This is a genomic window from Lysinibacillus sp. NPDC095746, assembly GCF_044763535.1.
Classification (GTDB): domain Bacteria; phylum Bacillota; class Bacilli; order Bacillales_A; family Planococcaceae; genus Lysinibacillus.
In genome coordinates this window covers 237643-253154 of record NZ_JBIWGL010000001.1, presented here as the reverse complement: position 1 = coordinate 253154, position 15512 = coordinate 237643, and the positions used below count along the sequence as shown (strand labels likewise).

Sequence of the window (15512 nt, the reverse complement as noted above, 5' to 3'; positions counted from 1 at the left end):
ACAGAGACAATATGAATGTCATGTACATATTTCCGAAGCTTTAGACATAGATATAAATCGTGCGCTTTTCGCTTGATATAAGCAAAAAGCGTATTTTTTTAGTTATCACGCCGCATCTCGGGCAGTAAGACTCCAACTACAAATTAACTGATTGGTGAAGACTAACAATTAGTGGAGATGATGAAATTTTTTCGGACAAACCGTTCAGAATATTCAAATTTAACATTGCGATCTAAAGTAACTTCGGAAACGATAGGAGGTCCTTTCAATGATTCGGAATTTGCGAATAATTAAAATGAGTGTTAAAAGACATTTGCAAAAGGACTGTTTTTTTAGAGAATATATGTTATAGTGAAAAATACATACTTTAGCGAGTTGAAGGGAGAAAGCGTTTATGCGTTACTTAACAGCGGGAGAGTCACATGGACCCCAATTAACAACAATTATTGAGGGCTTACCGTCGCTCTTACCAATTACAGCAGAAAAAATTAACCACGATTTAAAACGTCGTCAAGGAGGACATGGACGCGGCCGCCGTATGCAAATCGAAACAGATACAGTGGAAGTGGTCGCTGGTGTTCGTCATGGACAAACACTTGGTTCTCCCGTAGCACTCGTCGTCACAAATGATGACTGGAAGCACTGGACAAAAATTATGGGAGCAGAACCGTTAGCAGAAGATGTGAATCCTGAAGATATCAAACGTCAAATTTCACGTCCTCGACCAGGGCATGCAGATTTAGTAGGAGGCATGAAATACGGACACCGTGATCTACGTAATGTACTAGAGCGTTCTTCAGCGCGTGAGACAACTGTTCGTGTAGCAGTAGGTTCTGTTGCTAAAGCGCTATTAAATGAATTAGGCATTTCCATTGTGGCACATGTAACAGAAATCGTTGGTATTAAGGCAGATACTTCCGTAGTGGAAGGGAAATCTGCAGATGAAATTCGTGCCATTGTTGAAGCAGATCCTTGCTATTGCGTTGATCCAGAGGCTTCGGCAAAAATGGTGGAGGCAATTGATGAAGCGAAAAAAGCGGGTGACTCAATTGGTGGTGTTGTTGAAGTCATCGTTGAAGGAATGCCAGCTGGTGTCGGTTCATACGTTCATTATGACCGTAAGCTAGATGCAAAATTAGCAGCTGCCATGTTATCTATCAATGCATTTAAAGGTGTTGAATTTGGAATTGGCTTTGAAATGGCACGCCGTAAAGGCTCTGAAGTACATGATGAAATCATTTGGTCAGAGGAAGAAGGCTATACACGTGCAACCAACCGACTTGGTGGTTTAGAAGGGGGAATGTCTACTGGAATGCCAATTGTCGTACGTGGTGTTATGAAACCAATCCCTACTTTATATAAACCGTTGCAAAGTGTAGATATTGAAACGAAAGAGCCATTTAAAGCTAGTGTAGAGCGCTCTGATAGCTGTGCAGTACCTGCAGCATCAGTTGTTGCTGAGCATGTTATTGCCTGGGAAATAGCGAATGCAATATTGGAACAATTCCATAGCGATCAATTACCTCAACTAAAAGCTCAAATCGACGAACATCGTCGTTATACAAAGGGGTTCTAATATGCGAGTACCAGTAGCGACGAAATCGCATCAATATGAGGTTGTCCTTGGGCATAAATTTTTAGTAGAAGCAGTAAAAGCATTTGATGATAAGCTTCAAAAAGCGGATAAGCTCATTGTTTTTACGGATGCTAATGTGTGGGCAGCACAAGGAGATTATTTCAAGGCTAATTTCCCTTATCATTTTGAGGTCTTTGTCTTACCGGGTGGTGAGGCATGTAAAACCTTTGATCAATACAATGCAGCGCAAACATTTTTACTTGAACAAAAATGCTCGCGTAAATCATTTGTTTTTGCATTCGGTGGGGGAGCTGTAGGTGATTTAACAGGCTTTGTTGCAGCTACTTATATGCGTGGGGTGCCGTTTATTCAAATCCCAACAACGATTTTGGCGCATGACTCAGCAGTAGGTGGTAAAACAGCTATTAACCATCCGCTAGGAAAGAATATGATTGGTGCGTTTTATCAACCTGAGGGAGTTATTTACGATACTGTCTTTATCGAAAGCTTGCCTGAGCGCGAGGTACGTTCAGGAACAGCAGAAGTGATCAAGCATGCGATGATTTCTAATGCAGCGTGGTTAGAGGAATTAATGGCTGCAGAGACAGTTATTCATTTCACGACTGAAGAATTAGCGAAGCAGCTTAGAAAAGGCATTGAAGTGAAGGCGCAAATAGTAGCAGAGGACGAGACTGAGCAATCCGTGCGAAAATTTTTAAATCTAGGCCATACTTATGGGCATGCCATTGAAGCGGCCGCTGGATATGGAAAAGTAGCACATGGCGAGGCTGTCATGATTGGTCTCGTATATTGTTTATTATTAAGTGAACGATACGGTGAATTAGATCGTAACTTCACTACAGCATTTTTGCAGTTTGCAGTGAAGAATGGCTATCCATTTGAAGCTGTAAACGAATATTCCTTTGAACAGTTAACAGAGTATTTAATGAAAGATAAAAAAGCGGAGTATGGTATTTTACAATTTGTATTGTTGGAGAAAATTGGTAAACCATTCATGCAAACAATTGATTTAGCGGAGTGTAGAGAAGTAGATGCCGAATTCCGACAACTATTAGCGGAGGTGCTTGTATGATTCGTGGACTTAGAGGAGCAATTACAATTGAATCTGACAAGCCAGAGCTTGTATGGAATGAGACAGCAAGATTAGTGCGTGAAGTAGTAGCAGCCAATAATGTGGAAATAGATGATATTGCTTCTATATTAATATCTACAACACCTGATATTACGTCAGCATTTCCGGCACGTGCTGTACGGTTAATGGACGGGTGGCAATATGTACCTGTCATGTGTACGCATGAAATGGACGTGCCAAACGCATTACCACTTTGTATTCGTGTATTAATCCATGCAAATATGGAAGTAGCACAAAAGGATGTAAAACACTTGTATCTCAATGATGCAGTGAAATTAAGACCAGATTTAGCCCAAGCTAAATAATAGAGGAGATGTTTAAGATGAAATGGAAACAACAATTGGACGGTATGCAAGCATATAAGCCTGGCAAACCAATTGAAGAAGTACAACGTGAATATGGCTTACAAGAAGTCGTAAAATTAGCATCTAATGAAAACCCATTTGGGTGCTCACCTAAGGTAACTGCTTATTTACAAAATAATTCAGTAAATCATGCGATCTATCCAGACGGCTATGCGCAAAATTTACGTACAGCTGTTGCAAATCATCTAGGTGTCAAGGAAACACAGCTTCTTTTTGGTAACGGCTCTGACGATATCATTGCAATTATAACGCGTGCATTGTTGTATCCAGGTGTAAATACAGTGATGGCATACCCATCCTTCTCCCAATACTGGCACAATGCTGAAATAGAAGGCGCAGAGGTACGTAAAGTTCCTTGTATTGAAGGTGCCCATGATCTAGATGCAATGGCAGAAGCAATTGATGATAATACATCGATCGTTTGGGTTTGTAGTCCAAATAATCCAACAGGTGTAGTAATATCTGATATTGAGTTGCGAGCATTTTTAGCTAAGGTTCCAAATGATGTGCTAGTAGTTTTAGATGAGGCATATATCGAATACGTAACGCATCCTGGTCACAAAGATACTCTACCTTTAATTGAAGAGTTTCCCAATGTACTATTAATGCGTACATTCTCAAAGGCATACGGTCTTGCTTCTTTCCGAGTTGGTTATGCAATTGGGCAACCAGAAGTAATTGCAAAGCTTGATCCAGTAAGAGCACCATTTAATAATACAATTTTAAGTCAAGCAGTTGCGGCCATCGCTTTAAGTGATCAAGAATATATTAATGCTTGCCGTGAAGCAAATGAAAAAGGTAAAAAACAATATATTGAATTCTGTGAGAAACATAATTTAAAATACTTCCCATCTGATACGAACTTTATTTTCTTTAATACAAATACTGATAGTGATGTTGTTTTCAATGAGCTAATGAAACGAGGTTTTATAGTCCGCAGTGGAAATGCGTTAGGATTACCTGGGTTTATCCGCGTGACAATCGGAACTGAGGATCAAAATGTAGCGTTGTTACGTCACCTTGAAAACGTCCTAAAAGAGCAAGGAGCTTTTGCATGATACGCAACGTGCTTGTTATTGGGCTTGGCCTAATTGGAGGCTCGATTGCATTGGCATTGCAAAAGGCACCAGAAACAAAAATTATTGGCTATGATATGGATGCGAAAACTCGTGAGCATGCGAAAACATTAAATATTGTTCATGATATTGTGACAGATCCAAAAGAAGTGGTGGCCGACGTGGATGTCATCATTTTTGGAACTCCTGTCAACGCAACGCTTGAATGGATGGAACAATTAAAAACATGGCCGTTAAAAAATAAAGTCATCGTAACAGATACAGGAAGTACAAAAAAGAAAATTATGCAAAAGGCTGGGGAACTACGTGAGTTAGGCATTACCTTTATTGGAGGACATCCAATGGCAGGCTCACATAAAAGCGGTGTTTTAGCTGCAAAGGCTCATCTTTTTGAAAATGCGTATTATATGCTAACACCGCTCGCCGGTGAAGAAATTGTCAATATGGCACAGCTTGAAAGTCTCTTAAAATTTACACATGCAAAGGTTGTTAGTGTATCTGCTCGTGAGCATGATCATATGACAGCTGTAGTTAGTCATTTTCCGCATGTCGTTGCCGCTTCTCTTGTGCATCAATTGGGCGGAGAAAATGGGGAATATCCGATGACACGCTCACTTGCTGCAGGTGGCTTCCGTGATGTAACGCGTATTGCCTCGTCCAATCCAATTTTATGGCGAGATATCACATTACAAAATCGAGAAGAGCTAATTGCACAGCTAGAAGGCTGGGAAAAGGAAATGAGTCGTGTGAAGGAGCTGCTTTTCAATGGTAGCTCGGATGACATAGAAACATACTTTGCTGTTGCTAAAGAGCTAAGAGATGAATTACCAATTAGTGCAGGAGCAATGTTCACATCATTTGACTTATATGTTGATGTTCCTGACTATCCGGGGGTTATTTCTGAGGTGACGGGCTTACTTGCAGACGAAGCGATTAGTATTACAAATTTACGTATCGTCGAGTCACGAGAAGACGTTTTTGGGATTCTTGTTATTAGCTTACAAAGTGAAAGTGACCGTGAACGTGCCGCAGCGTGTATACAAAAGCGTGCTAATTATGAAACATATATTTCATAGGTACTAGGAAATGCCTATGTAACAGAAAGCGTCGGCATTACGGCGCTTTCTATCTTCATATTGGAGGGAAGAAAACGATGAGTGAAAAAGTATTACAATATGATAAACCTTCCTTACAAGGGACTTTAACGATTCCAGGTGATAAATCTATCTCACATCGTTCCGTTATGTTTGGAGCCATTGCAACGGGGAAAACAACAGTTGATGGCTTTTTATTAGGTGAGGATTGTTTAAGTACAATTGATTGCTTCCACAAGCTCGGTGTGAAAATTGACGTAGAAGGAACAAATGTATCTATCGACAGCCCTGGTATAGAGGGGTGGCAAGAACCTACAGAGGTACTATACACAGGAAATTCTGGTACAACGACACGCTTAATGCTAGGGATTCTAGCTGGATCTACTGTACATTCAGTAATGACAGGGGATGCGTCTATAGGAAAGCGACCGATGCGCCGTGTTATTGATCCGTTACGTCAAATGGGTGCACAAATAACTGGAAGGGCAAATGGGCAATATACGCCATTAGCCATTCAAGGTACAGCCTTACAAGCTATTGATTACCACATGCCTGTTGCAAGTGCGCAGGTGAAGTCAGCTGTTTTACTTGCTGGTTTACGTGCTGAAGGTACTACAATTGTACGAGAAATGGAAGTATCTCGAGACCATACGGAGAGAATGCTACGTCAGTTTGGTGCACAGGTTGAGGAAGTGGATGGTGTTATTTCATTAAAAGGAGGACAAACTTTAACAGGGACACATGTGTCTGTGCCAGGTGATATTTCATCTGCGGCTTTTTTCTTAGTAGCAGGAGCCATCTGTGAGGATAGTAAAATAACGCTAGAAAATGTCGGAATTAATCCAACACGGGATGGTATCATCGAAGTGCTTCATAATATGGGCGCATCTTTAACACTTATGCCAAATGAAGATAGCCAATCAGAGCCAACGGCAACAATTGTAATTGAAACGTCAACATTAAGAGGCACTACCATTGAGGGAGATATTATTCCTCGTCTTATCGATGAAATCCCGATTCTAGCTTTATTAGCAACGCAAGCAAACGGTAAAACTATTATTAAGGATGCCGAGGAGTTAAAAGTGAAGGAAACAGACCGGATAACGGCTGTTGTGGATGAATTGAAAAAACTAGGTGCTAATATTGAAGCTACTAAGGATGGAATGATTATTGAAGGACCAACTCCATTACGTGGTGCTAGCCTTAAAACCTATGGTGATCATCGTATCGGAATGATGGGTGCTGTTGCAGCACTAATAACAGATGGGGCAGTAACTTTAGATGACGCAGAATGTATTGCTGTTTCTTATCCATCGTTTTTCGAGCATGTAGAGGAAGTAAAGTAATGTCATATCTTCATTCAGTAGAAAAATCCACCTCTAAAGGTATTGTCACGTTTTGTGGCAATTTATCTGTAGCGAAAGCAAAGCGTCAGCTACAATTACGCCAAGGCGAAATTGATATTTGACTCTCCAAGTCTTTTGGGGAGTTTTTTCTTGTTTCGAGAGAAAATGTTTTGTAGCATAAAGGTATTAATGAAAGAATAGGTGAATGACTGTGAACAATGCGATGACTGAAATGATGCAAGCACTTGAACAAGGGGACTTAGCATTAATTGAACAGCTACTTGAAACATTTTTAACGAAAGAGCTACCAGAGGACATTTATGCGCTAGCTGAAATTTTTATGCAGTATGGATATATGAAAGAAGCTGATCGTGTACTGGAGCATTTACAATTTTTATTCCCAGAAGAGGCACAGTTGAAAATTGATCGTGCAAATGTCTTAATGGAACTTGGCGATGAAGATGAAGCGTTAGATTTTTTATTAGAAGTAGAGGAGACAGCTCCAGAATATCCTCAAGCTTTATTAGTATTAGCGGATTATTATCAAATGCAAGGATTGTTTGAAGTAGCAGAAATGCGCATCAATGAGGCACTATCTATATTACCAGATGAACCATTATTACAATTTGCTAAAGCAGAGCTTTTATTTGAAACTGGTCGCTTCTTAGAGGCTGCGAGACTATATGAAGAATTGTATGAACAACAAGTTGAATTTGCTGGGGTTAGTCTTACAGAACGGCTTGCTGAGGTGTATCGTGCAGGAGCTGCCTATGAAACGGCCTTAGATTACTATTTAAAAGCACTGGAAGATGAAGTAAAGCCAGATGTTTTATTTGGTGCAGCGTATTCAGCCTTTCAATCACAAAAATATGAAATGGCCATTAAACAACTAGAGGAATTAAAAGAATTAGACCCTGATTATTTTTCAGCCTATTTATTGCTAGCTGAGAGCTATGCCATGACAGAGGACAATAAAAAAGCATACGCTGCCATTCTGGAAGGATTAAAGCGTGACGAATACGATAAATCCTTATTCTTATTCGCCGGTAAAATGGCTTTAAAAACTGGTTTGCCAGCTGAGGGCGAGCAGCATCTACGTGAAGCCATTGCCTTAGATCCTGAATACATGGAGGCAGTATTAGCATTAATCTCCGTGTTGGCACAGCAAGAGCGTCATGAGGATGTAATAGAATTATTTGAAACGTTGCAAAAAAATGATTTTGAATGGAGCACCTTATACCCATTTGCTGCGGTTGCATATGAAAATTTAGAATTGTACGACCGTGCATACGAATTTTACCGTTTGGCATATAATGATTTTAAGGAAGACGCAGCATTTTTAGAAAAGTATGTTTATTTCTTATTAGAGGAAGGAAAACGTTCAGAAGCTAAAGAAGTGCTCGGTCAATTAATAACTATTCAGCCGGGTGAACTGGAGTGGCAAGAGAAGTTAGAAACCTTAGAATTTGAGTAAAGGAGGGAGTGGGTATGACTGCTTCTGTATCAGTTGTCGATAAAAAAGCATTTGTTAGATGGTTTTTAAAAAATTATCAATTGAAACGTCGTGAGTGTGTATGGATTTTGAATTACTTATTAAGTAATGATGAGTTATTAAAACGAATTCGATTTGTTGAAGAAGCTCACTATTGCCCTAGAGCAATGGTTATGTCAACGGTCGATTCAACAGGAGTGCCGTTTCGTTTTTACAAAGGCAATGTAATGACAGCAGATGCTGAGAAATCCTTCCATGATTTACGTTTACACGAGCATGAAGATATGTATATACAATTGAATTTTCCAAATGTACCACCAAGTGCACAATACTTAGCAGTTCTTGAAGAAAACCCTTATATGCCAGAAGCACTGATTGTTAGTGAAAAAGATCGCTTACTGGCAGAAGAGCTGCTTTCCAACAGCTTACTCGTATTCCAAGAAGAAAAATTACTCGCGCAAATTGATGAAGCCCTCGATCAGGGAAATGCAGAGCGCTTTTATGAATTGTCTAATTTGTTACAAGCTTTAAAGGAAACGGCTAATTTACGTTAGTTATAAGTAAAAATGGAATGTCCTTTATCTACCTCAATATGATAACATAACAAGTGAATGATTGTTTTCACTTTTTATTGGCTATCCTATTGAAGAGTGGAAAAGGGCATTTTTTATTTTCGTGCAGTAACCTACTGCATAAGATAAAGCCCTGGAGGATTTCACGGATTTTTAATTCAAAATCTGGACGCAATTACGCCAAGGCGAAATGGATTTATGCAACAAGAGGAGGTTTGTGAGATGTATTTTAATGCAAGTGATGTGACATTGTTTATGGCACAGAAGGAATTTATCGATACCGCAATTGTTCCACTCGTAACGGTCGATTTAACTCCTGAAAAAATGAAACAGAGCGGTACAGAAGTGGACTTTTTGTTATCGCTTACATCTTTTATCGAACAACAGTTTAAAGGTCGTTTATTACTGATGCCACCATTTACGTATAGTGCAACATTAAAAAACGAAGATATGCCGAAGCAATTAGAGGCACAATTACATAATGCTGGTTTTAAGCATGTGTTCTTCATTACTTGTGACCATTTTTGGACAAATATTGGAGATGAAGTAAATGTTATTTGGCTACCAGCTATTCCGTTAGAAAGCATGGATAAAGGCGTGAAAAACTCCATACTCGAAGATCAATTGCGACAAGTGATTCCGATGTTTTCGACCAAATGGACACAGATTTAACAATTAGTTTCAATAATTGTTCACATTCTCCAGCTTTCCACAGAATGCTATATTGACCAAGCTATGGAGTTGATATATCATAGATATGTCCTAGTATTACTATTTGTAAATGAATGTCCGTTGGACTGACCTTTAAGTTAGAGGGGGGAAAAAAATGAGTAATAATCGAGTTTCACGTCGTCAATTCCTAAGCTATACACTAACTGGTGTAGGTGGCTTTATGGCGGCAGGTATGCTGATGCCAATGCTTCGTTTTGCGATTGATCCAGTACTACAAAGTCATGCTGGTGGTAACTTTGTAAAAACAGAGCATAAAATCGCTGATATTACTGACAAACCTGTTAAAGTTGACTTAACATTTGAACAAGTTGATGCATGGTACAAATCAGACGTAACAAACGTAGCATGGGTTTTCAAACAAGGCGATCAAATCGTTGCATTATCTCCTGTTTGTAAGCATTTAGGATGTATGGTGGACTGGGGAACAGATTCAACACACCCAGATCAATTCTTCTGTGCTTGTCATGGTGGACGCTACGAGAAGAATGGTAATAACGTACCAGGAACACCACCATTAGGTCCATTGGATGAATATGAAGTTAAAGAAGAAGATGGTTATTTATCGCTTGGGCCAATTCATGCAAATACTCTAGTTAAGTAAGGGGGTACAAAACAGTGCTAAATAAAATTTATGATTGGGTCGATGAACGCTTAGATATTACACCGATTTGGCGTGATATTGCCGACCACGAAGTGCCAGAGCACGTGAACCCTGCACATCATTTTTCAGCGTTCGTTTACTGTTTCGGTGGATTAACTTTCTTCATCACAGTAATTCAAATTCTATCAGGTATGTTCTTAACAATGTACTATGTACCAGACGTAGTGAATGCTTGGAAATCAGTTTATTATTTACAAAACGAAGTAGCATTTGGTGAAATCGTACGCGGTATGCACCACTGGGGAGCTTCATTAGTAATCGTAATGATGTTCTTACATACACTTCGTGTATTCTTTACAGGTTCGTATAAGAAACCTCGTGAGTTAAACTGGATGGTTGGTGTAGGTATTTTCGGTGTAATGATGGGTCTTGGTTTTACAGGATACTTATTACCTTGGGATATGAAAGCATTATTTGCTACAAAAGTAGGTATCCAAATTGCTGCATCTGTACCGTTTATCGGTGAATGGATTAAAATCTTATTAGCGGGTGACTCAACTATTCTTGGTGCTCAAACGTTAACACGATTCTTTGCGATTCATGTATTCTTCTTACCTGCAGTATTGTTTGCATTACTTGCAGCACACTTTATCATGATTCGTCGTCAAGGAATTTCAGGGCCGTTGTAATAGTTCTTGACGGTTCGATGATTTTTTTAAGGAGGGGACATAATGCATCGCGGAAAAGGAATGAAATTTGTTGGTGATTCTCGTATTAAAGCGAATCACAGAATGCCGAACGTTCCAAAGGATTATTCCGAATATCCAGGTAAGACGGAAGCTTTCTGGCCGAACTTCTTACTAAAAGAATGGATGGTTGGTGCTGTATTTTTAATTGCTTATTTAATATTAACAGTTGCACATCCATCACCACTTGAAGGACCAGCTGATCCGACAAGAGCGTACATTCCATTACCGGACTGGTACTTCTTATTCTTGTATCAATTATTAAAATACTCATATGCTTCAGGTCCATATAATGTTATTGGAACTGTTGTAATTCCAGGTCTTGCATTTGGAGCGCTATTATTAATGCCATTTTTAGATAAAAGTCCAGAACGTCGTCCATCTAAACGTCCGTTACCAACAGCGTTTATGTTATTGACTCTGGCAGCTATGTTTTACTTAACATGGGAAGCAGTTGCTAACCATGACTGGGAAGCTCAAAAAGCAATGGGCGCAATTGAACAAGAAGTTAATGTTACTATTGATGAATCACTACCAGGTTATAAAATTTGGACTGGTGAAACAAGTGACGCAGCTCAATCTTGTATCGGCTGTCATGCGGCTGACTTAAAAGGTGGCCCTGCTGCTCCAAAATTACTTGGTAATACACTAACAGCTGAAGAAGTTGAAGATATTATCCATAATGGTCGAGGCAAAATGCCACCTGGTGTATTCAAGGGTACCGATGAAGAAGCGAAGCAAATCGCTGAATTTGTTGCGAGCTTAAAAGAAGATAAATAAGTATAGTTTAAAAGAGTCAGGAAACTGGCTCTTTTTTTCTTCTAATATAATAATGTGACTGTTACAACTTTAAAAAAGTTCCCACAAAAATGTTCTTTAGTTCTATAATATTTATTAGGATAAATTTAAAATATTCAAAAGTGGCTGGGCAGTCCCGGGAATTTATGTAGTACTAACCGTATAATACTCTTTAAACGGAATGTTAGAAAAAGCTCATCGACAAAAATTAAGGATGACATTGGTTAAAATGTAAGCTATGTATATTCGTTAAGGATTTTGGCAAGAAAATATTGCCGGTATTCATTATCGATGGTATGTGGCAAATTAAAGACTAGTTTATACATAATAACAAATAAAAAAGGCATCTTAGTAAAGACAGAAGATAAAGGAGTTTTAATGATGCAAATTACACGTGCAAATATTTGGTTTCTCCTTACACATAAATCATTTTTAATCCTCTTACTTATTATCAATCTATTAGGCACTATTTACGGTTATTATTGGTATGGAGGGCAGCTTGCCATCACGAAGCCCATTTTTTATATTTTTGTGCCAGATAGCCCGACAGCCAGCCTATTCTTTTGCTTTGTATTGTTAGCATGGATTATGGGAAAAAAATGGCCACTAATGGAAGTGCTAGCACTTATAACACTAGTGAAATATGGAATCTGGGCTGATGTAATGAATATTTGGACGCTGATTGAAACTGGATCTATAGGTTGGCAAGGCTGGATGCTTGTAGGCTCGCATTTTGCAATGGCTGTCCAAGCAATTTTATATCTCGGTAAATATGTTTTTTCATATTGGCATATTGCTGTAGCAGCGGTATGGACATTGCATAATGATGTAATTGATTATGTTTTTGGTCAAATGCCGATGTATCGTGATTTAGCAGATTATACGAGCTATATCGGCTATTTTACTTTTTGGTTATCAGTTACATGCATTTTTTTAGCCATCTTCTCAATTAGATGGCGCAAATATTTGCCGAATTAGGTAAATGATTATAGAATTATAGTATCCAAGTAGAAAGGGGTTAGAAAATTGTCAACAAGTATGTATATTGTTTATTTTGCAATCATAATGCTACTACCACTTTACGCACAGATGAAAGTAAAGGGCACGTATAATAAGTTTGCAAAAGAACGAACAATGAAGGGACAAACAGGTGCAGAGGTAGCGCGTGCGATTTTAGATGCGAACGGTTTATATGATGTACGAGTTGTTCCAACACAAGGTGTGTTGTCTGATCACTATAATCCAGCAACAAAAACAGTTGCTTTATCAGAAAGTAACTTCTACGAGGCGAGTATTGCTGGTGCTGCAGTTGCTGCCCACGAGGTTGGCCATGCCATCCAGCATAAAGAAGCTTATTCAATGCTGACATTACGTAGTAAGCTAGTGCCAGTTGCAAATATTTCATCAAATATGTCTTGGATATTTGTCATGATTGGTATTTTTGCAAGTAGTGCAAATATGTTACTTTTAGGTATCGTATTATTGGCTGCCGGTGTGGTTTTCCAATTAGTAACGTTACCAGTAGAGTTTGATGCATCCAAGCGTGCGTTAGTGCAAATGAATTCTCTAGGAATTATTACAAATGAAGAAGAGCGCCCAGCACGAAAAGTGTTAAGTGCTGCAGCATTAACATATGTTGCCGCGGCAGCAGTAGCTGTATTAGAATTATTACGTTTAATATTAATCTTTACAAATATGCGAAGTGACGACTAATAAAAAACTTGTTGTAGTGGTAATTCACTATGGCAAGTTTTTTAATCCGTTAATTTATTTACTATGTAAAAAAGCCTACCTCCAATGAAAAAGTAAAAAGTTCGAGGAGAGCAGGCAGATTATTAATGTTATTGAAGCGGTTGTTTTTCGTCGTCTAGCGTGAAGCCTTCTCCTGCTACATCTCGTACTTCTATAATAGATACGAATGCGTGTGGATCAACCTCATGGACAATAGATTTTAAACGGACAACCTCATTACGGCCAATGACACAATAAATCACTTCTTTTTGTTGCTTAGTAAAATGGCCATGACCTTCAAGTATTGTAATACCACGTTCCATTCGTAATGCGATCATCTCAGCAATGGCGCTAGATTTTTCAGATATAATAAGTGCTCCACGTGCAGCATATGCTCCTTCTTGAACAAAATCAATGACGCGCGCACCAACAAATACCGCAACAAGGGTATACATCATAGAGCGTGCATCTAAAAATGTTAGCCATGATAGGATAATGACAATTGCGTCAAAGATGAACATCGTTTTACCCATACTCCAGCCAAAATATTTATGCCCAAGGCGAGCCAAAATATCTACACCACCAGTTGTACCACCGAAACGAAAGACGATACCGAGCCCTAGTCCAACAAAAACCCCTGCAAATAGAGCAACAAGTAACAGATCGTCCTCTAAATGAATAGTAAATTGATACTTTTGAAAAACTTTTAGGAAAACTGAAACAGATAAAGTGCCAACAAGCGTATAAATAAATGATTTTTTCCCAAGTAAACGATAACCAATAATAAACATAGGAATGTTTAATAGTAAATTCATTAAAGCAGGGTCCCAGCCAAGAGTAAAATAAAGTATGAGTGTAATCCCACTTAGGCCACCTTCACCTAGTTGATTTTGCATGTTGAAGTGGACGAAGCCGAAGCTAAAAATTGCAGCCCCGAGCATTATTGCGATAATATTGCTGATTTTGATCTGTTTTAGCATATGACCTCCTGAAGTTCATAACAAATGAAGTAGTGCTATCTATTATCTGACATTTTATTGTTTTTGACAACAATGGTGTAAATTTTATACGATGGTAAGTAGGAGTGTGATTTAGATGACTGAACAAGTGACAATGCAAGCTTTACAGCAGCGTGTAGATGATTATATAGGACAATTTAAGGAAGGCTATTTCCCGCCGTTTGAGTTACTGGCACGTCTAACCGAGGAACTTGGTGAATTGTCTCGTGAGGTGCAGGATGTTTACGGGCAAAAGAAGAAAAAGAGTACTGAGGAAGCGAACAGTATTGAAGAAGAATTAGGTGACTTCTTCTTTGTTTTAGTATGCTTTGCAAATGCGCAGGGTATTAAATTAGATGAAGCACTTTTACGCGTTATACATAAATTTGAAACAAGGGATAAAGATCGCTGGACTAGAAAGGATGGAGAATAATGTCAATTCGTGTAGCAATAGCAGGAGCTAGGGGAAAAATGGGGGCTGAGGCTGTACATACGGTCATGAAGCATGACAAAATGGAATTAGTAGCTGTGCTAGATTATAAGGATGTAGGAAAAACATTAGCTGATTTGGAGATGTTTCCCGCAAGTTATACGGCTCCAATCTTTACAGATATGTCTGACCTTGTAGAGGCGACTGCACCAGATGTATTAGTAGATTTAACAAGCCCGCATGCAGTATACAAACATACTAAAGAGGCCTTGAATTTAAATGTACGACCTGTAATTGGTACAACAGGCTTTACAGATGAACAACTAGTGGAATTATCAGCAATGGCTAAAGAAAAAGAGCTAGGCTGTATTATTGCTCCAAACTTTGCAATAGGGGCTATCCTTATGATGAAATTTGCTAAGGAAGCGGCAAAATATTTACCTGATGTTGAAATTATTGAAATGCACCATGATCAAAAGCTGGATGCTCCATCAGGAACAGCTGTTAAAACGGCACAATTGATTCAAGAGGTGCGAACACAAAAGATGCAAGGACATCCAGAGGAAAAAGAAACAATCGAAGGTGCAAGAGGTGGAGAATTTGATGGCATGCGTATTCACTCTGTTCGTTTACCTGGTTTAGTGGCACACCAGCAAGTGTTATTTGGCGGAGATGGGCAGCTATTAACAATTCGTCATGATTCGTTAAACCGTAATTCTTTTATGTCTGGTGTAGCATTTTGCGTAGAAGAGGTTATGAAAATGGATCAACTTGTATATGGTTTAGAAAACATCATCTAAAG

General features: G+C 38.9%; 18 protein-coding genes. 17 read left to right on the top strand and 1 reads right to left on the bottom strand.

Features of this window, described 5'->3' with window-relative positions; all coding sequences use genetic code 11:
* Nucleotides 1-394: 394 nt before the first annotated feature.
* From aroC to ACIQ7N_RS01200, 15 genes are all read left to right on the top strand, one after another.
* Entirely contained in the window at nt 395-1576 is a 1182-nt protein-coding gene (aroC, locus tag ACIQ7N_RS01270; protein WP_248718459.1) for a chorismate synthase, read from the top strand.
* 1 nt (nt 1577) lies between these two features.
* The gene (gene aroB / locus ACIQ7N_RS01265) at nt 1578-2669 is read left to right on the top strand and encodes a 3-dehydroquinate synthase (RefSeq protein ID WP_402929714.1); all 1092 of its coding nucleotides are present in this window, start codon (nt 1578-1580) and stop codon (nt 2667-2669) included.
* A complete protein-coding gene (aroH, locus tag ACIQ7N_RS01260; protein WP_248718461.1) occupies nt 2666-3034 on the top strand; it encodes a chorismate mutase in 369 nt (122 codons plus the stop codon). Before aroB ends, aroH begins: the two co-directional genes overlap by 4 nt.
* A 17-nt stretch (nt 3035-3051) precedes the next feature.
* Nucleotides 3052-4152 carry a histidinol-phosphate transaminase gene (gene hisC / locus ACIQ7N_RS01255; RefSeq protein WP_402929712.1) on the top strand — a complete coding sequence of 367 codons (1101 nt, stop codon included), beginning with the start codon at nt 3052-3054 and terminating at the stop codon, nt 4150-4152.
* Nucleotides 4149-5246 carry a prephenate dehydrogenase gene (locus tag ACIQ7N_RS01250; protein WP_402929710.1) on the top strand — a complete coding sequence of 366 codons (1098 nt, stop codon included), beginning with the start codon at nt 4149-4151 and terminating at the stop codon, nt 5244-5246. The genes hisC and ACIQ7N_RS01250 overlap by 4 nt, the downstream gene beginning before the upstream one ends.
* A gap of 77 nt (nt 5247-5323) precedes the next feature.
* Nucleotides 5324-6610 (top strand): 3-phosphoshikimate 1-carboxyvinyltransferase, encoded by a 1287-nt coding sequence (gene aroA, locus ACIQ7N_RS01245; RefSeq protein WP_402929708.1) that lies wholly within the window; start codon nt 5324-5326, stop codon nt 6608-6610.
* The gene (locus tag ACIQ7N_RS01240; RefSeq protein ID WP_402929706.1) at nt 6610-6732 is read left to right on the top strand and encodes a hypothetical protein; all 123 of its coding nucleotides are present in this window, start codon (nt 6610-6612) and stop codon (nt 6730-6732) included. Before aroA ends, ACIQ7N_RS01240 begins: the two co-directional genes overlap by 1 nt.
* An 83-nt stretch (nt 6733-6815) precedes the next feature.
* Nucleotides 6816-8084: a tetratricopeptide repeat protein gene (locus tag ACIQ7N_RS01235; RefSeq protein WP_274067680.1), complete on the top strand. Its 1269-nt coding sequence runs from the start codon at nt 6816-6818 to the stop codon at nt 8082-8084.
* A gap of 14 nt (nt 8085-8098) precedes the next feature.
* Nucleotides 8099-8656 carry a ReoY family proteolytic degradation factor gene (locus tag ACIQ7N_RS01230; protein ID WP_402929705.1) on the top strand — a complete coding sequence of 186 codons (558 nt, stop codon included), beginning with the start codon at nt 8099-8101 and terminating at the stop codon, nt 8654-8656.
* Between the two features lie 240 nt (nt 8657-8896).
* Nucleotides 8897-9346 carry a DUF2487 family protein gene (locus ACIQ7N_RS01225; RefSeq protein WP_132359228.1) on the top strand — a complete coding sequence of 150 codons (450 nt, stop codon included), beginning with the start codon at nt 8897-8899 and terminating at the stop codon, nt 9344-9346.
* Between the two features lie 154 nt (nt 9347-9500).
* On the top strand, nt 9501-10007 hold the full coding sequence (locus ACIQ7N_RS01220) for a Rieske (2Fe-2S) protein (RefSeq protein ID WP_132359226.1): 507 nt from the start codon (nt 9501-9503) through the stop codon (nt 10005-10007).
* A gap of 14 nt (nt 10008-10021) precedes the next feature.
* A complete protein-coding gene (qcrB, locus tag ACIQ7N_RS01215; protein WP_053482547.1) occupies nt 10022-10696 on the top strand; it encodes a menaquinol-cytochrome c reductase cytochrome b subunit in 675 nt (224 codons plus the stop codon).
* A gap of 42 nt (nt 10697-10738) precedes the next feature.
* Nucleotides 10739-11533 carry a menaquinol-cytochrome c reductase cytochrome b/c subunit gene (locus ACIQ7N_RS01210; protein ID WP_132359224.1) on the top strand — a complete coding sequence of 265 codons (795 nt, stop codon included), beginning with the start codon at nt 10739-10741 and terminating at the stop codon, nt 11531-11533.
* A 399-nt stretch (nt 11534-11932) separates the two neighbouring features.
* Nucleotides 11933-12529 (top strand): lipoprotein heptaprenylglyceryl N-acetyltransferase LhaT, encoded by a 597-nt coding sequence (gene lhaT, locus ACIQ7N_RS01205; RefSeq protein ID WP_248719164.1) that lies wholly within the window; start codon nt 11933-11935, stop codon nt 12527-12529.
* A gap of 60 nt (nt 12530-12589) precedes the next feature.
* Nucleotides 12590-13264, top strand: coding sequence for a zinc metallopeptidase (locus ACIQ7N_RS01200; RefSeq protein WP_132359457.1), 675 nt, complete (start codon nt 12590-12592; stop codon nt 13262-13264).
* A gap of 128 nt (nt 13265-13392) precedes the next feature.
* On the opposite strand, the gene ACIQ7N_RS01195 is transcribed toward ACIQ7N_RS01200, so the two are convergent.
* Nucleotides 13393-14262, bottom strand: a complete 870-nt coding sequence (locus ACIQ7N_RS01195) for a YitT family protein (RefSeq protein ID WP_132359222.1) — start codon at nt 14260-14262, stop codon at nt 13393-13395.
* A gap of 115 nt (nt 14263-14377) precedes the next feature.
* Between ACIQ7N_RS01195 and ACIQ7N_RS01190 the strand changes: the two genes are divergently transcribed.
* Nucleotides 14378-14713, top strand: coding sequence for a nucleotide pyrophosphohydrolase (locus ACIQ7N_RS01190; protein ID WP_132359220.1), 336 nt, complete (start codon nt 14378-14380; stop codon nt 14711-14713).
* On the top strand, nt 14713-15510 hold the full coding sequence (dapB, locus tag ACIQ7N_RS01185; protein ID WP_402929702.1) for a 4-hydroxy-tetrahydrodipicolinate reductase: 798 nt from the start codon (nt 14713-14715) through the stop codon (nt 15508-15510). The genes ACIQ7N_RS01190 and dapB overlap by 1 nt, the downstream gene beginning before the upstream one ends.
* Nucleotides 15511-15512: the final 2 nt, after the last annotated feature.